We start from the raw sequence: 26,409 nt of genomic DNA, 5'->3' as shown, positions 1-26,409 counted from the left end.
CATGCTAGACGTAAGTAACCTGCAACTCTCCTACGGCAAACGTACGATTATTTCTGATCTCAGTTTGGCTCCGATGAAAAGCGGCCAACTGGTGGCCTTGTTAGGGCCTAATGGCAGCGGTAAGTCTACGCTGTTAAAAGCGCTTGCTGGACTACTAAAGCTCAGTAAAGGCGAAGTGGTGCTAGATGGTCAGAACCTCGCACGTAGCAGCTTTGAGCAACGCGCTCAGCACGTGGTGTACCTGCCTCAGTCTTTGCCTGCTTCGGTGCACCTGCGTGTATTTGAATCCGTACTGGTAGCTGCTAAAGCTTCTGCCTTAGCACCTGACAGCACACAAGTTGATGAAGACCACATTCTGGCTTTGCTGAAACGCTTAGGCATTGAACACTTAGCTTTGCATTATCTGGATCAGTTATCTGGCGGTCAGAAACAATTGGTGGGCTTGGCACAAGCCTTGATTCGTCGCCCCCGTTTACTACTCTTAGATGAGCCGCTCTCTGCGCTGGATTTGAACTATCAATTCCACGTTATGGATCTGTTGCGCCAAGAAACCCACGAGCATCAACTCACCACCCTGATTGTTTTGCACGATCTGAACATCGCTTTGCGCCATTGCGACTACGCCGTCATGATTAGAGGCGGTGGTTTATTGGCTGAAGGCCAGCCCAACGATGTGATCAATAGCCAAACATTGGGCGATGCCTATGGCGTTTCTGCCCGTATAGAAAGCTGCTCAAAAGGCATACATCAAGTGTTGATTGATGGCCTGAGAAAACCCATTTTATAGGTAAGACCACATGTTCCGCTCTTGCGTAAATTTGCTTCGTATCGTGGTAGTAAGCTGCTGCAGCATCATGCTGCTTGCTCCTGCCCAAGCTGCTGAAACAGACGCCACCCCTATTGTGGTGACTGACGCCTTAGGCCGCACCGTTACGCTGCCTGCGCCCGCTAAACGTGTAATTCTGACCCAAGCCCGCCACTTACCTGTGCTGGCTTTAGTGCACCCTGAGCCTGCTAGCATTGTCGCAGGCTGGTCCGATGAGTTTCGTACCTCGTTTTCCAACGAATACGACACCTACAAAGCACGCTTTCCTGAGATTGCAAACATCCCTGTCGTAGGCCGCCATACAGCAGAAAGCTTTTCGGTAGAACAAGCCTTGGCGCAACGCCCAGACTTGGTAGTACTGACGTCAAACTTTGCTGGTATTAAAACAGGGGAAGACCCAGAGAACTCACAACTGATTCAACGTTTCAGTGCTGCCAACGTGCCAGTGATCGTGATTGATTTCTTTGTAGACCCATTGAAAAACACCGTGCCTAGCATTCGTGCTTTAGGTACAGCCGTAGGCCAAGCAGAGCGCACTGAGGAATTTATTACGCTGTACGAGTCCCACATGAAAAACGTGGCTGACCGTTTAGCTGATGTAGATGCCAATGATCGCCCCCCAGTATTTGTACACGCTCACGCAGGCAGCACAGACTGCTGCAACTCCCCCGGAACAGGTACCTTCAACGACATGATCAGCTACGCTGGTGGCCACAACATTGGCAGCGACGTACTGAAAACCGCCACAGGCAAACTGAACTTCGAATACATCAATGCACGCAACCCTAGCGTGTACGTTGCTACCGGCACTGGTGCAGGCAAACGTGCAGACAAAGGCCTAACCATTGGCACAGGGGTTGAAGAAGCCCAAGCTCGTGAAAGCTTGCAGCGCATCATTGACGGCAACCGCCTGCAATCACTACCTGCCATGAAAGATGGCAAAGCCTACGGTATTTGGCACGCGTTTAACGACTCACCTCTGCACGTGGTATTCATTGAAGCACTGGCTGCTTGGATACACCCAGAACGGTTTGAAGGGGTCTCTGCGCTAGATACGCTGAATGAAATCAACGAACGCTTTCTAACGATTCCCATGCAAGGCACCTATATGGTGGAACTGCAACCTAGCACTACACCTGCGCAGCCCTAATGTCTGATGTTTTGTCACCTACACATAGCCTGACGCTGCACAACGAAGCTGGTCAGCCCTACACCCTACAGTTATGGCTGACCAACCCCCAAGCCCCTACCTTGCTACTGCTGGATGGGGATTGGCTATACGACTGTATTCAGCACTTCCGCAAACGCCATGCCAATGCGATTAACATCGCCTGCTTGGGTTATGGCACCACACATGCCAAGACCGTTATACGGCGTGCGTATGACTTTACCCCGCCTCATCCGGACGGTATAGAGATAGACCCCCGCGTTAAGGAGTGGAAAAACGGTGGTGCGCCTGCTTTTAGTACCTTCCTAGAACAAACGCTTCTCCCTACGCTTTCCCAGTACGTAGACCTTAGCACCTCAAAGCTGGGGTTGTTTGGCCATTCGTATGCCGGTTTATACGCCCTGTATCTATGGCTGCAGCAACGCCCTTTATTTAGCCAATACGTAGTTGCTAGCCCCTCTGTGTGGTGGCGATGGCCCTACCTGCATCAGTTAGCAGCAGATGTAAGCCCCGCAACACAACAGGTAGCTCCCTTGCATATCCTGCTGGGCGAGCACGAGCAATGGCATGCTCACCCACAGCAACCGGGCCAAGCCCGTCCACCCGGCGAGCCTACCCTACCCTTGATACAAGCGTGGCTACATGCTCTACCTCCGGCGCTACAACCGCATTGTCAGCTAGAACTGTGCCCACAAATGGCGCACGGCCCTATGTTGGCCCACTCGGCCACAATCGCCCTTGAACTGATGCGGCTATAGCGCGATTTACAAGCTTGGCACTGGCTTTCACCACAAAAGCACTTTAGAATGAGAATGATTATTAAATAGAATGTATTTACTCATTCCATATAAACATCACTTATAAGGGCATCCGCACGGGCGCATCTACACGTGGCGGTACTAAAAGCATTGCTGCAATGAACACCATTTACGTCTATCACTTGCATACTCACACAGCGAAGGGGCTACCATCGTCCTTCTTTGCGTGTCTGCGTGACCAAGACTGGGCTCATGTCAACGCAGCACGCCAACCAGCACAACAACAGGTACGTCAGTTAGCCTATGCCACGGCCTACCATCTGTTGGCGCACCACAATCAAGTAAGCTGCACCGCACTGAGTCTGCGCGCTGATGCCTACGGTAAACCTCAGGCTGATTTCAGCCATGACGTTGCACTGCCTTACTTCAATATTAGCCATTCGCATGAACTGATTAGCATTGCTGTGTCTAGCCAACCTGTGGGTGTAGATGTAGAACACATGGCTACCTCGTTGGATACCAGCACGCTAGCCCAACACTTTTTCGCAGAGCCCGAAGCCCAACATCTGCATGGCCCACGGTTTTTCGCCTACTGGACTAGCAAAGAGGCAGTGCTCAAAGCGCATGGCAATGGTTTGCGTACCGACCCCATAGAACTAGGGCTACTGCCCCCTACCGAACACTTCCAACCGCTACGTCACAGCCCTGCATGCTTAGCGCTGCAACACCACCAGGTTAGCCTGTGTCCGGCCCCCGATGACTACTGCTGTGCGGTTGCCTCCCCTTTAACTGACCCTCTGTTGCAGGCACAAGGCCTCCAGAGCGAACAGCTCCACCGTTTATTGCACTGATATCCACTATGAGTCTAGACATCCCTACCCAGATTTGGCCATCCGAATTTGTACAACGCTATCAGCAAGCTGGTCATTGGCGTGGTGAAACCTTTGGTGCCATGCTGCGCCAACGCGCCACACAATACCCTGATCGTGTAGCCGTAGTAGGTGGCACTCAACGGTTGACCTATGCTGAACTGGATCAGCAAGCCTCAGCCATTGCCGCGGGCTTATTGCAAAAAGGGTTGAAAAAAGGCGACCGAGTCATCGTTCACCTGCCCAATATCCCTGAGTTTATCAGTGCTATTTTTGGCCTGTTCCGTGCTGGGCTGATACCGCTGTACTCCTTGCCCGCACACCGCATTACTGAAATCGAGCACTTCGCTAAAACCGGTGGTGCCAAAGCCTATCTGTGCGCCGACAACCATGGCGGTTTTGACTACCGTGAGTTGGCTGCTGAATTGCAAGAACGCTATCCTGAACTGCAAGAAGTCTTTGTAGTGGGTGATGCCGGCAACTACACACCTTTTGCTGAATTGCAGAAAACCGATGTGCCGCATGACTTCCCTGTAAATGTATCGTCACCACAAGACGTCGCCTTTTTGCAAATCTCTGGTGGTAGCACAGGCTTATCTAAACTGATTCCACGCACCCACGATGACTACATCTACACCTTGCGTGAAAGTGCACGTATTTGTGGCCTAGACGAAAACAGTATTTTCTTGGGCGCTTTGCCCTTGGCTCACAACTTCCCTATGAGCTCCCCTGGTTTTCTGGGCACGCTGTATGCCGGTGGTCGTGTGGTGTTGTCGCCCTCCCCTAGTGCAGAAGACTGCTTCTCTTTGATAGAGCAAGAACGTGTGACCTTCACCAGTTTGGTCCCACCACTATTGCTGTTGTGGTTAGAAGCAGTAAGCCGTTCTGCCTACGACATGTCTACCCTCAAGGTGATACAAGTAGGTGGCGCAAAACTGATTCCCGAAGTGGCTAAGCGCGTACACCCCACGTTGGGCGTTACTCTGCAACAAGTATTCGGGATGGCAGAAGGCTTGGTGAACTACACCCGTTTGGGTGATGACCTAGACACCATTGTGGAAACACAAGGCTATCCTATTAGCCCTGACGATGAAATCCTGCTGGTAGACGATAACGATCAGCCCGTAGCACCCGGTGAAACAGGACACCTACTCACCCGTGGCCCCTACACCATCCGTGCGTATTACAACAATCCTGCCGCCAATCAACGTTCTTTCACCGCCGACGGTTACTACCGCACGGGTGACATTGTGCGTTTGACTGACGACGGCTATTTGATTGTTCAAGGCCGTGCTGGCGATCACATCAATCGTGCAGGCGAGAAAATCTCGGCTGAAGAAATTGAAGACCACCTGTTGGCCAATCCACAGGTGTTTGATGCGGCCGTAGTGTCTGTTCCCGACGATTATTTGGGTGAACGCAGTTGCGCCTTCGTGATTGCTAAAGGCGAACAAAAACTACGCGCCATAGACTTGAAAAAATGGGTACGTGAACGTGGCGTGGCCGAGTTCAAAGTACCCGATCAAATCATCTTTGTTGATGCCTTTACCTCTACTGCTGCGGGCAAAATCAGCCGTAAAGCGTTGCGCGCCCAATTGCAGGCTCAACTACAAACTCAATCCACTCAATCATGAGCACAACTTTAACTTTAGAACGCATGCGCGCTGACATTGCTGCCATGCTGCACGAAGACCCTAGCGAAATTGCCGATGACGACAATTTAATGGACTGGGGCTTAGATTCCATGCGCGCCATGACTTTGGCCTCACGCTGGCGCGAAGCTGGTGCTCGCATTGAGTTTTCCCAGATGGCAGAAGACGCCACGCTAAGCCACTGGTGGTCGCTGGTTAGCGCTCATACTGCCTCCTGATTTGTTTCACGCTGTTGTTACCTACTCATGAAGTCTACTGCTCGTACTGATTCATCGCTGGTTATTCCTCGCATGCATTCCGCAGAGGAAGCTGTTCCTCTGACCGAAGCCCAAGAGGGGCTATGGTATGCCCAGCGCCTAGCGCCGGATAACCCGATTTTCAATACTGCACACTGCACTGACTTCATCGGCTCCTTACAACTGCCCGCCCTGCAACACGCCATCAATCAAGCCTTATTGGAAGCCAATGCGCTGTCCTTGCATATGATTGAAAGCGATGCCGGGCCGCTACAATACTTTGACGTAACGCACCGCGTACAGCTGGAAGTCGTAGATCTGCGTCATCAGCCCGATGCTGTTCAGCAAGCTGCGGCACACATGCATGCCGACCATAATCACCCGTTGGACCCCACGCAGGCCTCGCTGTCTAGACAAGTGCTATTTCTGCTGTCTGACACACATTGTCAGTGGTACCAGCGCGTGCATCACTTGGCTGCTGATGGCTATGGGATGTCGCTCATTGAGTCACGTGCGCTAGCGCTGTATCACGAGCAGGTATCCGGCGATAATGCCCCCAGTGCTGCACTCACCTCTTTTGCTGAAGTAGTGGCAGACGACCAAGGTTATAGACAGAGCGAAAAACGCCAAAAAGATGCCAGTTATTGGCATCAAACCTTAGACGCTTTGGGTGACGTAGGTAGTCTAACCAGTGGTGTAGCCTTAAGCGCACCGTATTTCTTGCGTGCGGATGCGCCTATTGCTGCGCCCACGCTATCGCAACTGCTGGAAGCCCAAACACGCCTCCAGATTAGTTGGCCTGATTTGCTCACGCTACTCAGCGCCGCCTACATTCAACGCCACACCGGTCAAAGTGATGTGGTGGTAGGTATGCCGTGGATGGGGCGTATGGGTAATGTGAGCGCCCGTAGTGTCGCCACCGTGATGAACGTGGCACCGTTGCGCTTAACCATGCCGCAACATGAGCCGCTCGCTGATGTACTGAATGCCGGCTCGCGCGCTATTCTTAAAGCACGCCGCCATGGCCGTTACCGTAGCGAACAATTACGCAGAGACTTGGGTTTAGTAGGTGGCCAACGTCGATTACATGGCCCACTTATCAACATTCTGCCTTTTGATGCCCCTTATACCATTGCTGGCGTACAAGCCAAACAACGCGTGTTATGTGCAGGGCCCGTAGAAGACTTGAACTTCAACTTCCGCGCGGCTCCTGATGGCCAAAACTTGCGTCTGGAAATTGAAGCCAACCCTAAACTGTATAGCCAACAAGGCCTGCAAACCCATTTGCAGCGCTTCCAGTATTTCTTGCAGCAAGCCTTGCAAGCCGCAACGTTAGAGAGCGTGCCCAGCTTAACGCCTGCCGAATACGCCCACTGGGTAGAAGGTCAGGACAGCACGGCGCACTCTATTCCGCACACCACGCTGACCAAGCTAATTCGTGAGCAAAGCCAACGTAGTCCGCAAGCCGTAGCCTTGTCGTACAAAGGGCGACACACCGACTTTGCAAGTTTTGATGCGCAAGTACAGCGTATTGCCCAGCATTTGATCAGTGCAGGCGTGACCCCAGGCAGTATTGTGGCCGTAGGTATGGCGCGTAGCGACCAAATGGTCATGTGTTTACACGGCGTGATGGCAGCCGGTGCAGCCTACTTACCGTTAGATACCGCACAACCTGCTGACCGTATCTGCCGTATTCTAGGGTCTGCTAAACCCGCAGCCTTGATACACGACGACAGTTTGTGCACCAGCAGCGCTGAATTTGCCGTGCCCGCCTACGATGCCGCACAGCTATTTAGCACCCAGCCAAGCACTACACACACCCTGCCAGACACACACCCTGATGATGCGGCCTATGTACTGTATACCTCGGGTTCTACGGGTGACCCTAAAGGGGTAGTGGTTAGCCAGAAAGCTATCGTAAACCGATTGCTGTGGATGAAAACCCATTACGGTTTCACTGAGTCGTCACGTTTCCTGCAAAAAACGCCCTACACCTTTGACGTATCGCTGTGGGAGCTGTTCCTACCTATGCTGTGCGGTGCCTCCCTAACGGTGGCTGAGCCAGACCAGCATAAAGACCCACACGCACTGGCACAACTGATTCACAACGAAAACATCAGCGTGGTGCACTTTGTGCCATCCATGCTGGCCGCCTTCCTGAATGAACCACAAAGCCAAGACCTCACCATTGGCCATGTATTCTGCAGCGGTGAAGCACTAAGTGCCCACTTAGCAGCACGTTTTTATGAGCGCATGAACGGTACGCTGCACAACTTGTACGGCCCTACCGAAGCGGCTGTAGACGTCACCTACTGGCCAGTGAGCAAAGAGCACCCTGATGACCCTATTCCTATCGGGCTGCCGGTATGGAACACACAACTGTATATTCTGGACGACTGCTTGCGTCCAGTGCCCCCAGGTGTTGCGGGTGCGTTGTACTTGGGTGGTATTCAATTGGCTGACGGCTACTTGGGTAGACAAGACCTCACTGATAAAGCGTTTATCACTAGCCCATTTGATGCAACACAACGTCTGTATCACACTGGCGATTTAGCTCGCTGGCGTGATGATGGCGCCGTGCTGTATTTGGGCCGTGTAGACCATCAAATCAAATTACGTGGCCAACGTATTGAGTTGGGCGAGATCGAATCCTGCCTGGCACAATACCCCGCTATACGCGATCTGGCTGTGATTGCTAGAGAAGACCGCCCTGGCGATCTGTATATTGCGGTGTACGCCGTGGCCCGCTCTGCCGAAGGCGCAGACAGCAATGCACTATTAAGCTTTGCGCGCGCCCATTTGCCCGAAGCCATGGTGCCCAGCGCGGTTGTGTGGATGGATGATCTTCCTATCAACGCCAACGGCAAACTGGACCGTAAAGCCCTGCCTGCCCCTACTCGTGAACGTCAAGAAGGTGCTCCGTTACAGGGCGAAGTGCAACATCAATTGGCGCACTTCTATCAACAGCTACTGCAACTGCAGCATCTGCCTTATGCGGATGATGACTTCTTCGCGTTAGGCGGACACTCGTTGCTGGCTGCTCAACTAGCTGCCACCTTGCGTGAGCACTACCAAATTACGTTAACGCTGGGTGCTATTTTTGAGCACCCCACCATTGATAGATTAGCCAACCATGTGCAGCGTTTATTGGATGGTCAGCAAGATGCGAATGCGGGCTTTAACCCCATCTTCACCTTGCGCCCACCAGCACATGGCAAGCCGGCACAACCTGCCTTGTTCTGCATACACCCTGCGGGTGGATTGAGCTGGTGCTATAGCTTGTTGGCTCGCCAATGCGGTAGCGACCAACCTGTGTATGGTTTGCAATCGCGTAGCTTGGATGCCGCACAAATTGTGCCCACCAGCTTGCACGATATGGCTGAAGACTACGCCAATCAAATACAAGCGGTACAGCCACAAGGCCCCTACCACTTGTTGGGTTGGTCTGTAGGCGGTCTGTTAGTGCATGAGATTGCCCGTATTCTGCAATCACGTGACGCTGAACTTGGCGTGGTTGCCATGCTTGATGCGTACCCAAGCGATGTATGGCGCGATCGTGAAGAGCCTGCTCTAGAAGCCAGCTACAAAGCGCTGCTATACATTGCTGGCTACGACCCCGACAGCTTAAACGTGCCGCTTACCCAAGACGGGGTAATTGGTTTCTTGCGTCAAAGTGGTCATGCCCTAGGCACGCTGAGTGATACCCAGTTGCAAGGGGTATTCCGCTCTGTAGAACTGAACAACCGCTTGGTGCGCCAGCACTGGCACCAGCCTCTGAACCACACGGTACTGTATTTCCGTGCTGCTCTGGATCATGTGGGCGACACCCTTGAACCAGCCATGTGGAACCCGTGGATCAGTAACTTGCAGGTGCATGACGTGCCCTCTTTGCACGCCCACTTAACAGGTGCTGATGCACTGAAGCATATTCTTCCTGTTCTGCAATCCGCATTACAACGCAGCGTGGCTGCTCAAACGGTATAACAACTATGTCACTGAAGCGTTTTGTCATCGATATCACCCCACTGAAGCAAAGCCGTGCTTTCCGCTTTGCCTACATGGCACGTACCGCTTCGGTATTGGTGACTGGCATGATGTTGGTGGCTGCCAGCATTCACTTGTACGAGTTAACCAAATCCAGTGTGGCGGTGGCCTTCCTCAGTGTAGCGATGTCAGCCCCTATGGTGATTGCGCTACTGATAGGTGGTGTACTGTCTGATCGCATGGATAGACGTAAATTGATGATGTGGTCACGTAGTGTGTACGTCATCAGTGTATTGATGTTCTTGATTAACAGCCTGTTTGCGAACCCATCCATCACCGTCATTTATTTGGCGGCCATGATTGGTGGTGCGGCAAGTGGTATTAGTGTGCCCGCGATGATGTCGGCCACCCCTGCCTTGGTAGGGCGTGAGAATCTGGCTGCGGCGGCAGCGCTGTCTGGTTTATCGTTGCAACTAGGCGGTGTGTTAGGCCCTCTGTTGGCCGGTGCTTTGATTGCAGGCCCTGGTTTAGTAGCGTGTTATAGCATCGTCTTGGTAGGCGTCTTGCTCACCCCTTTCTTGCTTTCCGCGCTGCCCCCATTGCCTCCGCAAGCCAAACCCGGCGGTGCAGCCCCCAACCGTGTACACCATGCCTTCATTGAGGGCTTTCGCTACATGCTGACCACGCCATTGTTGCGTTGCTTGTTGCTCATAGATTTGGGTGCTGTGGTGTTTGCTACACCCTTAGCGCTGTTGCCAGAATGGGGCGATAAGGTGCTAGGCCAAGGCGCAGAAGTCACGGGCGCACTGTATGCTGCACCCGCTATAGGTGCAGCCATCACCGCACTTAGCAGTGGTTGGATACGTGGCTTAGAACGCCCCGGCATCACCATCATCAGCGCCGTGCTGGTATGGGGCTTGTCGGTAGTTGCCCTGTCATTCAGCACTCACTTGTATCCGTCCATGGTGGCATTAGCGGTCATGGGTTCGGCTGACACAATTTCCAAAATGTTGCGCATGACACTAGTACAACGTCATACGCCTGACCATCTTCTAGGCCGCATGTCTGCCTTGTGGATGACGCAATCTTCCATGGGAACAGCGTTAGGTAACCTACAAATGGGTGCCGTATCGCGCTGGTTCTCGCCTTCTACCGCCTTGTTAATAGGCGGCGCAGCCTGTAGTGCCTGTGCGGGCCTGTTTGCTTTGCGGCGTAACGCGCTAAAAAGCACCAGCAGTTCCTAACACAATACGTGTTCCAGCCTAATCTGGCTGGAACCCTCTTATTCGTCTGACGATGTACATAGCATGGGAAGCCCATGCTCACTTAACCAAGGAGCCATAATGCAAATCAATACTCTTTGCATTAGTAATAAAAACACTTTTAAACGCGTTTCACAGGTTGCTCTGGCTGTAGCTCTAGCTATGGGTAGCGCACATGCTCAAGGCATTTTTGATCAAGCCGACATTGACTTCAAAGGCAATGTATCAAGCATGGGCGTTGTCACCCCTGGTAGCGAAGCCACCCTGCAAGGTCGCGGCTTTACTCCTGGTCAGGAAGTTTTGTTGCTGAGCAATGGTCAATCCATTGTGGGCGATCAAAAACTGGTAGCCGATAAAGACGGCGAGTTTGTGAGCAAAACAGCTATCCCTGCCTCGGCATCCGTAGGCTTGCACCCTGTTGTGATTCAAGCAGCTAAACCTTCTGCTGCTGCGGTCTTTGATCTGAAAATTTCTCCTAAAACAGAAATCGTCGGCACCGACCTGTTCACTCAGCAATCTGCTCCTATGACTCGCGGTCTGTACCAAAGTGCTTACAGCCCTAAAGAAAACAAGTTGTACGTGGTGTCTTCCGTAGGTCGTCCACCTGTACAGCAGTCTGAGTTGCTGAAAGTAAACCCAGAAACATTGGCCATCGAAGCACGTATTACACCTGCAGCTGATCCTAACCGTGAAAACCACGTGTACGCGCTGTACGGTGTGAGCGTTGATGACGTTAACGGCAACATCTGGGTATCTACCACACGCAACAACAGCGTCGCTGTGTACAAACAATCCGACCTGAGCTTGGTCAAACAGTTCGACGACAACACGGTTGCTCACTCTCGTGACGTCGTCGTTGATGCTGCGAACAATCGTGCTTACGCTTCTGCTTTCGGTAGCGGCGAGATTGCTGTATTTGACACCAAAACGTTGGAACAACTGCCTTCCATCGAACTGAAATCCAAAGGTCGTCAAGCGCCATCCCCAATGAGCTTGGCATTGGATGCAGCAAACCAGAAGCTCTACACAGTTAGTATCAACACTGGCGAAGCATTTGTTGTAGACCTGAAAGAGCAAAAGCAAGAAAACGTGATCACTCTGCCGCAAACACGTGCTGCTAGTGGTGTGGCCGTTGCTCCTGCTGAGCAATTGCTGTGGGTAGCTGCTCAAGGTACTGACAACGTATTGATGATCGACCTGAAAAACGGTGAAGTAGTACAAGACATCAAAGTTGGTGCAGGCCCATTGAACATCGTATGGGACGATAAAAACAAACTGGCATTTGTCGCTGTACGCGCCAATGGTCAAGTTACTGCCCTGAACGCCAAAGGCGAAGTCGTCGCCAATTTGGAAGCTGGCCGTCAACCTAACCATATCAGCACAGATGGTAAAGGCAACTTGTTTGTGGTGCACAAAGCCGCAAGCACTGACAAAAATGCTGTAGACCAAGTAACACGTCTGCACATGAAATAAGCCTTCCCCCGCCCGACTGCCTCACGTAGTCGGGCGTTTTTCATTTACTACTTACTGCACTGTCGTGACGCCTACTTCTCTACTTGATAACAACGCTGACACAGCCCGCACCGATTCCCCCTTACAGCTCTGGCTGAAGGCTCATCGTTCTCGCAGTAGTCTTTTTTGCTCCCCCACACAGGCGTTGATGGCGCATGGACAGGCTCTTGTATGCCGCGCCAGTAATGCCAACAACGACTTGGATGCACAAGCTACCCAGTTGCTTGCGCAAGCCCACGAACAAGGTTTGCCGTCGCTGTTGATGGGTGTATTGCCTTTCAACACCACACAACCTGCCCATTTATTTGTCCCGCACTCTGTGCAGCGCAGTGCCCCGCTGCACCCTTCTGCCGAGACAGAAGCACAACCGCATCCCGCCGCCACGTTGCAGCCGTTTCCAAATGGCACAGGCTATGCCGATATAGTGGGCCGCTCATTGCCATTGCTGGATGACCAGCCTCTGAGCAAAATTGTTCTGGCCCGCACTATGGATGTGACACTGGAACAGCCACTGCAACGCCAACAGTTGTTGCACAACCTGATACGCCTTAACCCACACGGGTATAACTTTGGCATCAACCTAGATGACCAAGAAGACGATAACCCCTGCTTTTTTGGCGCAAGCCCCGAATTACTGGTACGCCGCAGCGGCTCGCAAGTGAGCGTGAACCCCTTGGCAGGCACAGCGGCTCGTGTGGCCGACCCAGAAGCCGATGCCCGCATTGGTCAGGCACTACTACAATCAGCCAAAGACCTACACGAACACGCTATTGTGATTGAAAGTGTGGTGCAAGCCTTGCGCCCTTTCTGCAGTGAACTGCATGTGCCTGACGGCCCTGAGCTAGCTAAAACAGCCACGCTGTGGCATTTGTCTACACCTATTCACGGTACCTTACGTGCCCCCTATGCCAGCTCATTAGAACTAGCTTTAGCGATGCACCCCACTCCTGCCGTATGCGGTACGCCTACACTAGCTGCTCGCGATGTCATTGAAACGCTGGAGCCTTTTGAACGCCAGTTTTATGCAGGTGCCGCAGGTTGGTGTGACGACAAAGGTGACGGCGAATGGGCCGTTGCCATACGTTGCGGCTTATACCAGCAGCAACACATTCGTTTGTACGCTGGTGCTGGCATTGTGGCAGCGTCAGACCCCGATAGCGAACGCCGTGAAACGGGCAACAAATTACGAACAATGCTCAATGCACTGAATATTGAGCCTGCTACGATTGAAGGAGGCATCACACTATGAGTCACATCCACCAACTACCCAGCTACACCATGCCAGACGTATCTGTGCCTAATCGTGTGAAATGGGAGGTGCAAGCTGACCGCGCTGTACTGTTAATACACGACATGCAGCACTACTTTCTGAACAAGTACGACATGCAGGCCGAGCCTATTCCTACATTGGTTCGCCACATCCAAGCGATTAAAGCGCAATGCGTGAAGTTAGGTATTCCGGTGATTTACACTGCTCAGCCTACCGAACAAAACCCCGCTGATCGCGCCTTGTTAACCGATTTCTGGGGCTTGGGTTTAAGCGCCCCCGAATACGCAGGCCAAGAAGCCATCATTGATGAGCTAGCACCTAGCGCGGACGACATACAACAGACCAAATGGCGTTATAGTGCATTTTTCCGTTCGCCCATGCGTGAGCAGATGCAAGCCTGGGGCCGCGACCAACTGATCGTGACTGGTATTTATGCACACATAGGCTGCATGACCACCTCGTTGGATGCCTTCATGCAAGGCGTACAAGCCTTCATGGTTAGCGATGCTGTGGCGGACTTTTCCGAAGAAGAACACCGTATGGCCTTACGCTATGTGTCGCAGCGTTGCGGCGTAGTACTCAACAGCCAGACTCTACTGACTCAATTAGGAGCAGAGTGATGTACCCCGAGTTCCAACAACAACACGTACTGATCAGCGGTGCTGCCAGTGGTATTGGCGAAAATGTGGCCCAGCAATTACTTGCTCTGGGTGCGCGCCTAACCATTATTGATCTACATGCTGAGGCGCTGAATGCGTTGGCCGCTCAATACCCCGAACACGTATTGGCCTTAGGCTGTGATGTAGGTGATTTTGATGCCGTTGCCAACGTGGTTAGCCAAGCAGAAGCACGCTTTGGTGCTATCGACAAACTGGTGTGTGCTGCAGGCCGTTTACAAATGGGCGATATCACAGACCTTAGCGCTGAACAGTGGCAAAAAACTTTTACCACGAACACCAATGGCGTATTCAACCTATGCCACCATGTAGGCTTGCGGATGAAAGCACAAAAGCGCGGTGCGATTGTGAACATCAGCTCTAACGCCGCTACCTCACCACGTATGAGCATGGGCGCTTATGCCGCCTCTAAAGCTGCTGTGACGCAAATGTCGCGTTGTTTAGCCTTGGAGTTGGCCGCGTATAACGTGCGTGTGAACGTGGTTTCCCCAGGGTCCACCGACACCCCTATGCAACAAGCCATGTGGCAGCAAGGCAGCTCACGCGAAACCGTGATTGCGGGTTCTGGCCCTCATTACCGACTGGGTATTCCGCTGCAGAAAATTGCCACACCAGCAGAAATCGCGAACGGCGTGCTGTATCTGCTGTCTGACCAAGCCAGTCACATCACTCTGCATGATTTACGTATTGATGGCGGCGCTACGCTAGATCAATAAACGCGCTGCTACGTAAGAAATGGCCATACACCTACTGGCCATCAGAATATTCAGGGGGACAAAGTGAGCACTTTTTGATGCAGTGTCTCAACTCATAAAAAGTGTTTCCACACTCCCCCTGCACGATGCAATACGCATCGTCAGCATTTAATAACTAACGTGCTGATTACATGCTTTCAATACTGGCCAAGCCCAGCAACACCCCATCCCTAGACATAGGACTACCCAGAAACTCGCCCTGCACATAGGTAGCCCCTACACGCACGGCAGCATCACGCCTCGCTTTATTCCACACATTGCCTACGATGGTTTTTAAGCCATGCTCAGCGGCTAATCCACAGGCTTGCAGTAAGGTTTGCTGCACATGGTCAGACAGCGGTTGCTCGTCATCTGGATAACAGAAACGCAGGCCTTCTAAGATATCTAAGCCTAGTGTGTGCTGGCTAGGAACGCTTACGTCGTGCTCCAGCCAAATGCTTACCCCTAAGGCTCGCAATGGGGCGCACAAGGTGATCCACGTTAGATCTGACGTTTCGTCCGTGTTACGCAATACCAACTCTATATTTCTGGCTTCCGACGCATAGGACGACAGCAAGCGTAACAAAGAGGGTTGTAGCTCAGGCAAGATACTGACCGGTATGCTTAACTGCACTGGCGTGCTCAATCTATACACTTGCTGCCACTCATGCATATCAGCACACAGCATCTGTATGCTGCGTTCTAATACAGCTATAGTCACAACCTTATCTAGCTGCCCTAATAACGCCGAATGTATGCGCTGTGAGCCGTCCCAATACAGTTGTACCTCTACCCCTTGCTGTATAGCGTCCTTTAGCTGAATGCGGCTTTGGAACTGCAAGCTTAAACGTCCATCAATAGCGGCGTTCTCGTGCCACGCACTTTCTATCTGTTGCAACAACTGCGCTTGTTCTTCCTGCGCAGTTAACGTCTCTGGACTGCGTTCTTCCCGGCTAATACGGCCTGCAAAACTATAGCCCCAGCCATGCACTGAACGTATAGGCAGATCCAGTTTCAGCTCTGCGGCTTTACGCTTTAAGCGGCTGATTAATGAATCTACCGCCCGTTTACTTTGCAAACCACCCGATTTGATCTGTAGAAAATCTTCACGGCTCACTCGCCCATCATGGCTATGGCTAAACAGCTCTATCAGTTGCTTCTCACCGTAAGTGAGTTCTATTACCACACCCGATGGGGAGAGCATGCTCCAACCCTTATCCTGCAATATCCACGGCGTATCGGCAGTAAAAGACGTGGGCATTGGCTCTGTAGCCGCAACAAACGTTTCTGCCGTATAACTTAAGAAACGCTCCGCCCTACGCCGTAACGCATGTTTGGTGGCCACTAATTCCGTCGCACTAACGTGCATGGGCAGCGCGGTATCCGCCCCCGCAAACAATAACTCTGTACGTTGGGCTTCGGACTCTAATTGGCTTACCACCACAATGCCGCTGTGCGGCACGATGGAACGCAAATTTGCCACTACTAACGCCAGATGCGCGCGCTCACATACCAGCAGAATAATCTCTACTTCGGCGTCAATATTTTCTAATGCTGTTCTGAAAACCGAGGGGCCTTGTACTATCGCCTGAACAGAAGTGCCCAGCAAGCCCAGCTCTTTTTCCATCTTTTGACACTGGTTGGCGTCATCAAACACCACCACTACTTTTCTTGCGTGCTTCATATCAACCCTGCCTCGACTTATGCAACAGGAGTCACCGTTACATCAATACACTATTTCTTTTCTGATTGTTAACGTTTTACACATCTAGTCAAAGACAAGCATTGTCAATTTACATCTTTGTTCAGCGTACTTAGAACTACGCAACCCAACGTCAGAGATCATCGCTCAAACTGTCACTTACTGACGTAGATACAAAAACAGCACTGTGAAGCTCAGTGCTGTTTTTGCTGTAACCGACTATTAAGGCTTAACGCTGCTTTGTGTCAGTTTTGCATCAAGTTGATCTTTAGGCAAAAAGCCGCTGACTCGCGAACCATCTTCGAAAATCAGAGCAGGAGTGCCACGAATATCCATGCTCATCCCAGCCGTCAAAATATCTTTGATAGGATGTTCACAGCTACGTGCTTGGGGCGCTGTACCGTTCAACATCCAGTCGCTCAGTGCTTTACCTGGCTCTTCAGCACACCAAATGCTTTCTGCTTTAGCTGCGGAATCTGGGCTCAGAATGGGGTACATCATGGAGTAGATGGTGACGTTATCCATGTCTTTCAGCTCGGTGTGCAACTTCTTGCAGTAGATGCAGTTAGGGTCTTCAAATACCACCAACTGACGACTGCCATCGCCCTTCACTGTTTTAATGGCTTTGTCCAAAGGCAACTGCGAGAAGTCTACCTTGTTCAGCTCTTCCTTACGCTGCGACGTCAAATCAATACGTTCTTTGATGTCTACCAATGAACCTTGCATCAGGAAATCCACTTCAGGATTCACATACACCAGTTCATTCCCTATACGTACTTCCAACAGCCCTGGAAAAGGAGTAGGACGAATTTCATCGATAGCGATATCGGTGAATGTTGCTTCCAGCTTCTGACGGACGTCAGGGTAATCGGTGGTTTGTGCCTGCGCGGTACCAGCCAAACCTAGACCTACACTGAATGCCAGTGCAGCGACAAGACGGCCTGACCACGTGGTTTTTACTTGCATGTTGACTCCATTAATAAGCGATATCGTTAGAGTGGGAAAAACTTGTCTCCCGCCGCATTAGCTATCAAACGTCGCTTGATAAAAGGCAATTGGTTAATGATGGACATTCCGGCATTACGCGCCCACGCTACGGGGGCTTGTTGTGCCATAAACAGGCTATGTAAAGAGTCTGTCACGGTACGCATGGCGGCGATGGGTTCTGCCCGTCGTCGCTTATATCGCTCCAGTACAGGTAATGCCCCTACGGATTGATGAACAGGTTTGGCTGCCAGAACACGTATAAGTTCCTCCACGTCACCCAAACCCAAATTCAGACCTTGACCAGCCAGCGGGTGCACGCGATGCGCTGCATCCCCGACCAAGGCTACACCTTCTGCTACCATGCCTGTGCGTTCAAAAGTCAGCGGGAATGCAAACATTTTTGAACGTACACACACATTTCCTAGACGACCTTGGGTCACGCCCATCAACCATTGCTGCAAACGCTGTGCTTTATCTTCGTCACTCAGCGCCATCAATTCAGCAATTTGCTCGGTAGGGCCAGACCACACCAATGACACTTGTGGACCTTCATCAGTATCAGGCATAGGTAATAACGCCACTACGGCATCGCCGGTAAACCATTGCAAGGCCACGCCTTGATGCGGCAATTCGGTGGTGAGGTGTGTGACTAACCCACTGTCGCCATACGCTTTAAAGTCGTGCCAAATTTCGGCCACGCGACGCACTGTGGATTTCGCGCCATCAGCACCCACCAACAGTTGCGCATTCAGCGTTTTCCCAGATACGGTGTGTACCTGCTCGCCATCACGTGACGCCAGTTGGTCATCGTGCCAACGTACGCCATACACTTTCAGTGCTTGCCGTAGCGCCCGCTCCATTTCGCCGGACTCTACGATCCACGCCAAGGTGTGACGAGCGTCTTGCCACGCATCCAAGGCCAAACGTCCGCCACCGTCGCCATAAATCTCCATGGCTTGCACAGGAGTAAGACGCGTAGCATCCATCAAATCCCAAATGCCTAGCGACGCCAAAAAGTTCTGACTAGAACCTGAGATGGCATACACACGGGGATGGTACTCATCGTGGCGTGGTGGCTGACGCGACATTTCCGGCGCCAGCACTTCCACCGTAAAGGCTTTTTTTGCTAGACCCAAGGCGCATGCCATACCGGCAATCCCTGCGCCACACACCATGATTTTTTGCTGTGTCATCGTGCTGACGGTGCTCCTGCTGATTTAGGCCATAGCACCCACATTTCACCGCGTTGTTTCATGCGTCCGGCCTGAGCACCCGCCTCATCGCCAGTGCCCCAATAAAAGTCGGTACGTGCAGCGCCTTTAATGGCTGCCCCTGTATCTTGTGCAAACACCAAACGCTGCAACGGTTTCTGGCTACCAGGATAGGAGGTAGATAAAAACACAGGGGAACCCAGCGGCACAAAAGTAGGATCAATGGCGACCGCACGCTCGGCGATCAGCGGAATGCCATAGGCCCCTTTAGGCCCCAACAACGGATCGGTAATGGTTTCTTGACGGAAGAACACCATTGCCGGGTTGGCATTCAGCATTTCCTGTATACGGTTAGGATTGCGTTTGGCCCATGCCTTAATGTTTTGCATAGAAGTTTGTGCCAACGGCATTTCGCCCTGCTTGGCCAACCACTGACCAATAGACGCATACGGACGGCCATTATGATCGTCGTAGGCTAAACGCACTGCTGAGCCATCTGGCAACACCGCGCGTCCAGAGCCTTGAATCTGCAAGAAGAAGGCCTCTACTGGATCGGCTGCCCATACCAGCGCTTCAGGCTGACGATGCGACTTAGCAGCGATCTCGGCACGTGTATCGTAAGGCACTACACGTCTACCTTCTACTTTGCCCCGCACACGCTTGCCCGCTAGCTCTGGGTACACAGTTCCCAAGTCGATGGTGAGCAAGTCGTCGGGCGTAGAGTACAGCGGCCATTGGTACGTACCGCCACGCGTTGTAGAAGCTTGAATCAGGGGCTCGTAATAGCCAGTAACGGTATTGCTAGCCACAGCACCATTCGCATCTAACACGCGCCATGGTTGCAAGTGCTGCTGTAAAAACTGACGTACTGCAGCAGTATCTTGACCGGAAATATTGCTGTTCGCTGCGGCGGAACACACACCTTGCCACGCACGCGGAGCCGCACGCGCAGGCATCGTCAACGAGCCGCTTACCGGACGCATCAAGCCCTTACAGTTATTGATAAAGGCTTTCCAAACATGTTCTAAATTATCTTGCTGCCAACCCGGCAAAATGGACCAGTTCACCGCCACAAAGCGGCCAGTCAGTGGGCGTACAGCGGTTTCAGGCAACGCAGACAGAGCAGGCACTTGCAAAGAGCGCAAGGCCACATCATCAGTCGCGGCAGTAGTAGCACTACTACTGGATGAACCCACCGCACTACCAGTTTGATCCAAATCTACTGTAGAACAAGCAGAAACCAAAGCCAGCACGGAAGCCAGCACAGTCAAACGAAGTACAGTCATAGTGTTTATTAGTGCAGAGTGCGTGGGATAGCCAAAACGAATTCCGGAATCGCCACATCAAAGGGGATACCGTCTTCGCTGACACAATGATAAAACCCTCTCATCGTACCAACTGGGGTCATGAGCGGACAGCCACTGGTGTATTCAAATGTTTCACCAGGAGCCAATAATGGTTGCTGGCCTACTACGCCCAAACCACGTACTTCTTGTACATTTTGATTCGCATCAGAGATGATCCAATGCCGGCTGACTAACTGTATAGGCTGCTCAGCGTGGTTAGTGATCTGTACGGTATAGGCAAATACGAACTGCTGGCGCTCAGGTTCGGACTGCTCGGGTAAATAGCGTGGCACAACTTTGACCACTACATTTTCTGACTTCAAACCCGTCTCCCTCAAAAATCAGTTGCAAAACTGCAGGGTCATGGAACATCACCCCTAATCATGACACAATTGCAGTATGTACGTCACAAACCAACTTACTCGCTGATCTATGTCACACAAACAAGCTGCCCGCATTGCTCCCAGTATTTTATCCGCGGATTTCGCCCGTTTGGGTGAAGAAGTCAAAAATGTAGTCCTAGCCGGTGCTGACTGGGTGCATTTTGACGTTATGGACAACCACTACGTCCCTAACCTGACGTTTGGCCCCATGATCTGTAGCGCGCTACGCCCGCATACTGAAGCCCCTATTGATGTGCACCTAATGGTTGAGCCTGTTGACTCTTTGGTTGAGCCTTTCGCCAAAGCCGGTGCCAACTTAATTAGCTTCCACCCAGAAGCCTCTCGCCACATCGACCGCACCTTATCGCTGATTCGTGATCAAGGCTGTAAGGCCGGGTTGGTATTCAACCCTGCAGTAGGTTTGGAGTGGATGGACCATGTCATGGACAAACTAGACTTGGTTCTGATCATGTCAGTGAACCCTGGTTTTGGTGGCCAGAAGTTCATTCCTCACGCATTAGAGAAACTACGCCAAGCACGCCAGAAAATTGACCGCTGGGTAGAAGAAGGCGGCCAGCCTATCAGCCTAGAAATTGATGGCGGTGTAAACGTGCAAAATATTGGCGCTATTCGTGCCGCTGGTGCTGATGCGTTTGTAGCCGGTTCGGCCATTTTTAACCAACCCGACTACAAAACTGTGATTGATGCCATGCGCGTGGAAATCGCTAAAGCCGATTCCCAAGCCTAACCACTACATCAACCAGTTACCATTACGGCCCTGCCCTTTATCTCCGGGCTTTACCGGAGATAAAGGCTTACGCCGCTCAATAAACAGCGAGCTACCCAAGGTTTTCTTGGCCATTGTTTTAGCAGAAGCCGCCATCTCGGCAACTAAGCTGCTGTTATACAGATGCACCGGACTCACCTCTACCACCCCTAGCGATAGCGCCACCAAAGAATGGAACTCTTCCACCTGTTGGCGATTTTCCGCATAGTAGCCGCCCATACGCAAATGCTCAGCGCTATAGAGATGGCTTAACGCCAACGGTAAATTCTGGATAATGCTCTTGCAGCGTTGCTCCCAGTCTGGGCTTTTGAAAATCACGATGAAATCATCGCCGCCCACATGCCCCACAAAATCGTGCTCGGGGTGGCTAGCCTCTACCAGCAAGCTGGCCGTAATCTGTATCACCTCATCACCTTTTCTATACCCGTATAGGTCATTAAAGGGCTTGAAGTAATCCAAATCGCCATAACAAACGGCAAACGGGCTTTGTCCACGTAGCAACTGTTCCAAATGCTCATTAATAGGCACGTTGCCAGGTAATTGCGTTAATGGATTGGCATACCGCGCTGCTTGTAACTGCAACTGCGACACCTCACGCATTAGATCGGCACTAGACCCTACACCTAAGTAGCTGCCATCTCGAGTAATGATGAAGCCATCCGACATATAGTGCTCAGGCCCATCCGTTACCCATTGCGCCAATTCTTGCAACGGCATTTTTCTATCAATGATCAGCGGCGTATTTTCTATCATTTCACCGCAGGCACGATTGCCGTACAGTTCGCGGTGATACAACCTTGCCAACCTATCAAATAACCTGTCGCGTCTAAGCAAACCCACTGGCATGCCGCCTCGTAACACCACCAACGTATTGAGCGAAGCGTCTTTTTGAAAGCGATCGCACACCACATTCGTAGGCACTTCAAAAGCCACCACAGGAACTTGACGTACCAAACGATGGGCAGTCACCGGCTTATCGGCACGCCCCAAGGCGGTTAATGTAGGTGTACCAAACGGTGTTCTAAACAGTGCTAGCAACGCAGTTTCTAGCGAGGTTTTAGGATGTTTTTCTGGCCTGCCCAAGAAAAAGCCTTGGCCACACATCACCCCCAGCCTGCGCAGCATCACGAGTTCTTCTTGAGTCTCTATACCTTCAGCAATCACCGTAGATTGTGCTTGGAAGGCAATTTCGCAAATAGACCGCACCAACTGCTGGCGTAACGGATCTTCGTGTATGCCACGTACAAAAAAACGATCTATCTTGACGTATTCTGGTCGCAGCTCTGTCCATAACTTCAGCGTAGAAAACCCTTGCCCCAGATCATCAATGGCCAATTGCACGCCAGTTTCCCGGTACATTTTGACCACATCATGCAGCATGCTCATAGAGCTAACCGAGCAATCCTCTGTTAGTTCTACGACCACTTGATCGAATTCTCTGTCACGCAGTGTTGAGAACAAGTTGCTCAAACTACGCTCTTCACCACCCGTTTGGTGCAAACTAGGGCTAGTATTTAGAAACAATTTTCCTGTGAGTCCCAGCGCTCTGAACTGTTCCAGATGCAACTCACAACACAAATGCTCTAATTCAAAACGCTGCCCATGCTGATCAGCTAGCTCAAATAACGCTAACGGCGAATACAAGGGCGTGTTTTCCGGCCCACGTATTAATGCCTCATAACCAACAATAGCGCCATGTCGCAGCTCAACTATGGGCTGAAATAAAGGTGTTAATTTTTTATTCTGCAGTACTTCTTGAAAAGCAGTCAGCATGTTCTCCACCTTAACACTGCCGTCTCCTAATTGTATCAGTTTGTATCACCGACACGTTATGCTACAAGCAACACCTTAACTCAACAAAATTACCAAACAATCCAAAGATGACAGACAGTGCAAGAAAACAACTGTCACTCACCATCTGCTCTACAATGCCAAGCAATGCTTTACTTTTACTCACAGAGCCAATCATGCAATACACCGCTGTACTTCTTGACCTAGACGGTACTCTTGTAGACTCCATTCCTGATATTGCCGCAGCGGCTAATGGCGTCTTAACCGACCTAAAACGTTCCCCTTTACCTGAAGATGTGATTCGTTCTTTTGTTGGTAAAGGCTCTGATGTGTTGGTGCAGCGGCTGCTGCGACACACCTCTGAAAATGAGCATATAGACCCAGAAGAATACGAGCGTGCCAAAGCCTCGTTTGCACACCATTATGCGCGTAGCAATGGTCAACACAGCACGATTTACCCAGGTGTAGAAGAAGGTCTAAAAGCATTCAAAGCGGCGGGCTGCAAACTCGCCGTGGTGACCAACAAACCCATAGAATTTACGATTCCTTTGCTGGATGCACTGAAGCTTTCCCCCTATTTTGACCTTATGGTTGGCGGGAATACTACAGATCAGAAAAAACCCCATCCGCTGCCTTTTATACACGCTAGCAACGAGCTCAATGAGCCTGCTACACAGTGTCTGGTCATTGGGGATTCAGTGAATGACGCACAAGCCGCGCGTGGCGCACACATGGATGTTTTGCTGGTGCCTTACGGCTACAACGAAGGAATAGATATACAAACTCTGGATGCTGATGCTATAGTGTCCAGCATTAAGCACGCTGCTGAGTGGGCAACCACACGCAGTTCCATAACGGATTAAATGTTAACGATACGAATTAACACATGATGTCTGCTACCTTCACACACAATGCACAGATCGGCGCCTATTGGCGCTGGTGGCGTTTGTGTTCCGGGTAGCTAACATACTGTCCCGGTGTTTTTGTTGAGCTTCACGTTGTACCCATAAAGTCTCAGCACCTGCACCACCCAGTCAAACCAGCCCGGAATCTATGACAGCCGGGCTGTTTTGTTTTCAGGGCCCGGCCAACAGAACTTTTAAAAAAAGGCCGTACCATGACAGAAATTGAGTTTAAAGCGCTTGCCGCAGAAGGTTTTAACCGCATTCCTCTCATTGCCGAGACCTATGCTGATCTGGATACACCTCTTTCCATTTACCTGAAACTAGCGCACAACGGTCCCGAAGGTGGACGTAACAGCTGCTTGCTGGAATCGGTAGTAGGTGGAGAGCGTTTCGGCCGTTATTCCTTTATTGGTCTACCTGCCAAAACGGTAATCCGTGCCACCGGCAACGTGACCGAAGTCCTGCATAACGACGAAGTGGTAGAGCGCTACGAAGGCGACCCACTAACCTTTATCGAAGAATACCAAGCACGCTACAAAGTAGCGATTCGCCCTGGCATGCCTCGCTTTGCAGGCGGTTTAGCGGGTTACTTCGGCTACGACACTGTGCGTCACATCGAGCCTTCATTGGGCCAACCAATCAAACCTTTCCCTGCTGGTCAGGAAGAAGGCACCCCAGACATCATGCTGTTGCATATTGATGAGTTGGTGATTGTGGACAACTTGGCTGGTCGCACTTACTTGATCGTGTACGCCGACCCTACTCAGCCAGAAAGCTACTCCCGTGCCAAACGCCGTCTGAAAGAGCTGCGTGAAAAACTGCGCACTCCAGTAGTGATTCCATACGCTTACGCAAGCTTGGAAACCAAAGAGCGCCGCGATTTCGACAAAGCCGACTACATCAAAGCCGTAGAAAAAGCCAAAGAGTACATCACTGACGGCGAGATCATGCAGGTTCAGGTAGGCCAAGTAATCGCCAAACCATTCCGTGATGCGCCCTTGTCCTTGTACCGTGCGCTGCGTTCGCTGAACCCATCGCCTTACATGTACTTCTGGAACTTCAGCGACTTCCAAGTGGTAGGCGCTTCCCCAGAAATTCTGGTACGCCAAGAAAAAGAAATGATTGATGGCGAATACAAACAAGTTGCCACCATTCGCCCCTTGGCCGGTACACGCAAACGCGGCTCTACCCCTGAAGAAGACAAACTGTTGGCTGAAGAGCTGCTGGCTGATCCTAAAGAACGCGCTGAACACGTAATGCTGATCGACTTAGCGCGTAACGACATTGGTCGTATTGCAGAGGGCGGCACCGTGAAAGTAACCGACACCATGACGATTGAGCGCTACTCACACGTTCAACACTTGGTGTCCAACGTGTGCGGTGAAGTGAAAGAAGGCTTGTCTTCTATGGATGTGCTGCGTGCTTCGTTCCCTGCTGGCACATTAACTGGCGCACCTAAAGTACGCTCCATGCAAATCATTGATGAACTGGAGCCTGTACGTCGTGGTATTTACGGCGGCGCAGCGGGTTACCTGAGCTACAGCGGCGAGATGGATTTGGCCATCGCCATTCGTACCGGCGTAATCAAAAACGGCATGTTGTATGTACAAGCCGCTGCCGGTGTCGTGGCCGACTCTAGCCCTGAAGCCGAATGGCAAGAGACTGAAGCTAAAGCCCGTGCTCTGCTGCGTGCAGCAGAACAAGTACAGCTTGGCTTAGACGATCCCATTTAATCAGTTCCAGTCTTAACCCATACGTTCTCTTTTTAGCTCAGGTGCTCCCATGATTTTCATGCTCGATAACTACGACTCTTTTACCTATAACCTCGTGCAGTATTTTTACGAACTGGGACAAGAAGTCACGGTTGCCCGTAATGACCAGATCACGATTGAAGAAATAGCCGCACTGCGTCCTGAACGCATCTGCGTCTCGCCCGGCCCTAGCACCCCTGCGCGCGCTGGTATTTCTATAGAGCTGATTCGTCACTTTGCGGGCCAACTGCCTATTTTGGGTGTGTGCTTGGGGCACCAAGCCATTGGTGAAGCCTTTGGCGGCAAGATTGTTCATGCACAACGAGTAATGCACGGTAAGGTTTCCCCCATTACCCACAACAACACCGATGTGTTTGCCGGCCTACCTTCCCCTTTTAACGTTACGCGCTATCACTCGCTGGCTATTGAGCGTGCCAGCTTGCCTGATTGCTTAGAGATCACCGCACAAACCGAAGACGGCGAAATCATGGGTGTACGTCACAAAACCATGCCTATCAGTGGCGTACAATTTCACCCCGAATCGGTACTAAGCGAACACGGCCACGCCTTGCTGCGTAATTTCCTGACCCTCTGAATT

General features: G+C 51.6%; 22 protein-coding genes. 16 read left to right on the top strand and 6 right to left on the bottom strand.

What is annotated here, in order from left to right; genetic code table 11:
- The first annotated feature begins 1 nt into the window (after position 1).
- The 12 genes from ACLO87_RS02060 (at position 2) to dhbA (ending at position 14,930) form a co-directional block, all read left to right on the top strand.
- Complete coding sequence (locus ACLO87_RS02060; protein WP_135865984.1) at positions 2-787, top strand: ABC transporter ATP-binding protein; 786 nt, start codon at positions 2-4, stop codon at positions 785-787.
- 67 nt (positions 788-854) lie between these two features.
- Positions 855-1,976: an ABC transporter substrate-binding protein gene (locus ACLO87_RS02055; protein ID WP_430222665.1), complete on the top strand. Its 1,122-nt coding sequence runs from the start codon at positions 855-857 to the stop codon at positions 1,974-1,976.
- Positions 1,976-2,752, top strand: coding sequence for an alpha/beta hydrolase (locus ACLO87_RS02050; protein ID WP_135865980.1), 777 nt, complete (start codon positions 1,976-1,978; stop codon positions 2,750-2,752). The genes ACLO87_RS02055 and ACLO87_RS02050 overlap by 1 nt, the downstream gene beginning before the upstream one ends.
- A gap of 158 nt (positions 2,753-2,910) precedes the next feature.
- The gene (locus tag ACLO87_RS02045) at positions 2,911-3,603 is read left to right on the top strand and encodes a 4'-phosphopantetheinyl transferase family protein (protein WP_430222664.1); all 693 of its coding nucleotides are present in this window, start codon (positions 2,911-2,913) and stop codon (positions 3,601-3,603) included.
- A gap of 8 nt (positions 3,604-3,611) precedes the next feature.
- Positions 3,612-5,255 (top strand): (2,3-dihydroxybenzoyl)adenylate synthase, encoded by a 1,644-nt coding sequence (locus ACLO87_RS02040; RefSeq protein WP_430222663.1) that lies wholly within the window; start codon positions 3,612-3,614, stop codon positions 5,253-5,255.
- Positions 5,252-5,491 (top strand): phosphopantetheine-binding protein, encoded by a 240-nt coding sequence (locus ACLO87_RS02035; protein ID WP_135862051.1) that lies wholly within the window; start codon positions 5,252-5,254, stop codon positions 5,489-5,491. The genes ACLO87_RS02040 and ACLO87_RS02035 overlap by 4 nt, the downstream gene beginning before the upstream one ends.
- Positions 5,492-5,518: 27 nt before the next feature.
- The gene (locus tag ACLO87_RS02030; protein WP_430222662.1) at positions 5,519-9,493 is read left to right on the top strand and encodes an amino acid adenylation domain-containing protein; all 3,975 of its coding nucleotides are present in this window, start codon (positions 5,519-5,521) and stop codon (positions 9,491-9,493) included.
- A gap of 5 nt (positions 9,494-9,498) precedes the next feature.
- Positions 9,499-10,737, top strand: a complete 1,239-nt coding sequence (gene entS, locus ACLO87_RS02025) for an enterobactin transporter EntS (protein ID WP_135862050.1) — start codon at positions 9,499-9,501, stop codon at positions 10,735-10,737.
- Positions 10,738-10,917: 180 nt separating this feature from the next.
- Positions 10,918-12,228, top strand: coding sequence for a YncE family protein (locus ACLO87_RS02020; RefSeq protein ID WP_430222661.1), 1,311 nt, complete (start codon positions 10,918-10,920; stop codon positions 12,226-12,228).
- 64 nt (positions 12,229-12,292) lie between these two features.
- Complete coding sequence (locus tag ACLO87_RS02015) at positions 12,293-13,516, top strand: isochorismate synthase (protein WP_430222660.1); 1,224 nt, start codon at positions 12,293-12,295, stop codon at positions 13,514-13,516.
- A complete protein-coding gene (locus ACLO87_RS02010; protein WP_430222659.1) occupies positions 13,513-14,157 on the top strand; it encodes an isochorismatase family protein in 645 nt (214 codons plus the stop codon). The genes ACLO87_RS02015 and ACLO87_RS02010 overlap by 4 nt, the downstream gene beginning before the upstream one ends.
- Complete coding sequence (dhbA, locus tag ACLO87_RS02005) at positions 14,157-14,930, top strand: 2,3-dihydro-2,3-dihydroxybenzoate dehydrogenase (RefSeq protein ID WP_430222658.1); 774 nt, start codon at positions 14,157-14,159, stop codon at positions 14,928-14,930. Before ACLO87_RS02010 ends, dhbA begins: the two co-directional genes overlap by 1 nt.
- A 166-nt stretch (positions 14,931-15,096) precedes the next feature.
- Here dhbA and ACLO87_RS02000 read toward each other — a convergent pair whose 3' ends face one another.
- From ACLO87_RS02000 to apaG, 5 genes are all read right to left on the bottom strand, one after another.
- On the bottom strand, positions 15,097-16,632 hold the full coding sequence (locus tag ACLO87_RS02000) for an EAL domain-containing protein (protein ID WP_430222657.1): 1,536 nt from the start codon (positions 16,630-16,632) through the stop codon (positions 15,097-15,099).
- Positions 16,633-16,872: 240 nt separating this feature from the next.
- Positions 16,873-17,616, bottom strand: a complete 744-nt coding sequence (locus ACLO87_RS01995; protein ID WP_135862042.1) for a DsbC family protein — start codon at positions 17,614-17,616, stop codon at positions 16,873-16,875.
- Positions 17,617-17,642: 26 nt separating this feature from the next.
- Positions 17,643-18,830 (bottom strand): FAD-dependent monooxygenase, encoded by a 1,188-nt coding sequence (locus ACLO87_RS01990; protein ID WP_430222656.1) that lies wholly within the window; start codon positions 18,828-18,830, stop codon positions 17,643-17,645.
- Positions 18,827-20,134, bottom strand: coding sequence for a murein transglycosylase A (mltA, locus tag ACLO87_RS01985; RefSeq protein WP_135862039.1), 1,308 nt, complete (start codon positions 20,132-20,134; stop codon positions 18,827-18,829). The genes ACLO87_RS01990 and mltA overlap by 4 nt, the downstream gene beginning before the upstream one ends.
- A gap of 8 nt (positions 20,135-20,142) precedes the next feature.
- Entirely contained in the window at positions 20,143-20,517 is a 375-nt protein-coding gene (gene apaG, locus ACLO87_RS01980; protein WP_430222655.1) for a Co2+/Mg2+ efflux protein ApaG, read from the bottom strand.
- A gap of 109 nt (positions 20,518-20,626) precedes the next feature.
- Between apaG and rpe the strand changes: the two genes are divergently transcribed.
- Entirely contained in the window at positions 20,627-21,325 is a 699-nt protein-coding gene (rpe, locus tag ACLO87_RS01975) for a ribulose-phosphate 3-epimerase (RefSeq protein WP_135862035.1), read from the top strand.
- A gap of 3 nt (positions 21,326-21,328) precedes the next feature.
- Here the strand turns inward: rpe and ACLO87_RS01970 are convergent, their stop codons facing one another.
- Positions 21,329-23,137, bottom strand: coding sequence for a GGDEF domain-containing protein (locus ACLO87_RS01970; RefSeq protein ID WP_135862034.1), 1,809 nt, complete (start codon positions 23,135-23,137; stop codon positions 21,329-21,331).
- 194 nt (positions 23,138-23,331) lie between these two features.
- Between ACLO87_RS01970 and ACLO87_RS01965 the strand changes: the two genes are divergently transcribed.
- The 3 genes from ACLO87_RS01965 (at position 23,332) to ACLO87_RS01955 (ending at position 26,406) form a co-directional block, all read left to right on the top strand.
- Entirely contained in the window at positions 23,332-24,018 is a 687-nt protein-coding gene (locus ACLO87_RS01965; protein ID WP_135862032.1) for a phosphoglycolate phosphatase, read from the top strand.
- A gap of 254 nt (positions 24,019-24,272) precedes the next feature.
- Positions 24,273-25,793, top strand: coding sequence for an anthranilate synthase component I (gene trpE / locus ACLO87_RS01960; protein ID WP_135862030.1), 1,521 nt, complete (start codon positions 24,273-24,275; stop codon positions 25,791-25,793).
- A 49-nt stretch (positions 25,794-25,842) separates the two neighbouring features.
- On the top strand, positions 25,843-26,406 hold the full coding sequence (locus tag ACLO87_RS01955) for an anthranilate synthase component II (protein ID WP_135862029.1): 564 nt from the start codon (positions 25,843-25,845) through the stop codon (positions 26,404-26,406).
- The last annotated feature ends 3 nt before the right edge of the window (positions 26,407-26,409 follow it).

The organism is Paenalcaligenes sp. Me52, from assembly GCF_050487965.1.
Lineage (GTDB): Bacteria > Pseudomonadota > Gammaproteobacteria > Burkholderiales > Burkholderiaceae_B > Paenalcaligenes.
Note: the sequence above shows the minus strand (reverse complement) of the source record. Positions and strands in the feature narration are given on the sequence as shown.

Bases quoted from the DNA above. Each gene is read 5' to 3' on its own strand.
- ACLO87_RS02060 (WP_135865984.1), top strand. From the start codon at position 2: ATGCTAGACGTAAGTAACCTGCAACTCTCCTACGGCAAACGTACGATT.
- ACLO87_RS02055 (WP_430222665.1), top strand. From the start codon at position 855: ATGCTGCTTGCTCCTGCCCAAGCTGCTGAAACAGACGCCACCCCTATT.
- ACLO87_RS02050 (WP_135865980.1), top strand. From the start codon at position 1,976: ATGTCTGATGTTTTGTCACCTACACATAGCCTGACGCTGCACAACGAA.
- ACLO87_RS02045 (WP_430222664.1), top strand. From the start codon at position 2,911: ATGAACACCATTTACGTCTATCACTTGCATACTCACACAGCGAAGGGG.
- ACLO87_RS02040 (WP_430222663.1), top strand. From the start codon at position 3,612: ATGAGTCTAGACATCCCTACCCAGATTTGGCCATCCGAATTTGTACAA.
- ACLO87_RS02035 (WP_135862051.1), top strand. From the start codon at position 5,252: ATGAGCACAACTTTAACTTTAGAACGCATGCGCGCTGACATTGCTGCC.
- ACLO87_RS02030 (WP_430222662.1), top strand. From the start codon at position 5,519: ATGAAGTCTACTGCTCGTACTGATTCATCGCTGGTTATTCCTCGCATG.
- entS (WP_135862050.1), top strand. From the start codon at position 9,499: ATGTCACTGAAGCGTTTTGTCATCGATATCACCCCACTGAAGCAAAGC.
- ACLO87_RS02020 (WP_430222661.1), top strand. From the start codon at position 10,918: ATGGGTAGCGCACATGCTCAAGGCATTTTTGATCAAGCCGACATTGAC.
- ACLO87_RS02010 (WP_430222659.1), top strand. From the start codon at position 13,513: ATGAGTCACATCCACCAACTACCCAGCTACACCATGCCAGACGTATCT.
- dhbA (WP_430222658.1), top strand. From the start codon at position 14,157: ATGTACCCCGAGTTCCAACAACAACACGTACTGATCAGCGGTGCTGCC.
- ACLO87_RS02000 (WP_430222657.1), bottom strand. From the start codon at position 16,632: ATGAAGCACGCAAGAAAAGTAGTGGTGGTGTTTGATGACGCCAACCAG.
- ACLO87_RS01995 (WP_135862042.1), bottom strand. From the start codon at position 17,616: ATGCAAGTAAAAACCACGTGGTCAGGCCGTCTTGTCGCTGCACTGGCA.
- ACLO87_RS01990 (WP_430222656.1), bottom strand. From the start codon at position 18,830: ATGACACAGCAAAAAATCATGGTGTGTGGCGCAGGGATTGCCGGTATG.
- mltA (WP_135862039.1), bottom strand. From the start codon at position 20,134: ATGACTGTACTTCGTTTGACTGTGCTGGCTTCCGTGCTGGCTTTGGTT.
- rpe (WP_135862035.1), top strand. From the start codon at position 20,627: ATGTCACACAAACAAGCTGCCCGCATTGCTCCCAGTATTTTATCCGCG.
- ACLO87_RS01970 (WP_135862034.1), bottom strand. From the start codon at position 23,137: ATGCTGACTGCTTTTCAAGAAGTACTGCAGAATAAAAAATTAACACCT.
- ACLO87_RS01965 (WP_135862032.1), top strand. From the start codon at position 23,332: ATGCAATACACCGCTGTACTTCTTGACCTAGACGGTACTCTTGTAGAC.
- trpE (WP_135862030.1), top strand. From the start codon at position 24,273: ATGACAGAAATTGAGTTTAAAGCGCTTGCCGCAGAAGGTTTTAACCGC.
- ACLO87_RS01955 (WP_135862029.1), top strand. From the start codon at position 25,843: ATGATTTTCATGCTCGATAACTACGACTCTTTTACCTATAACCTCGTG.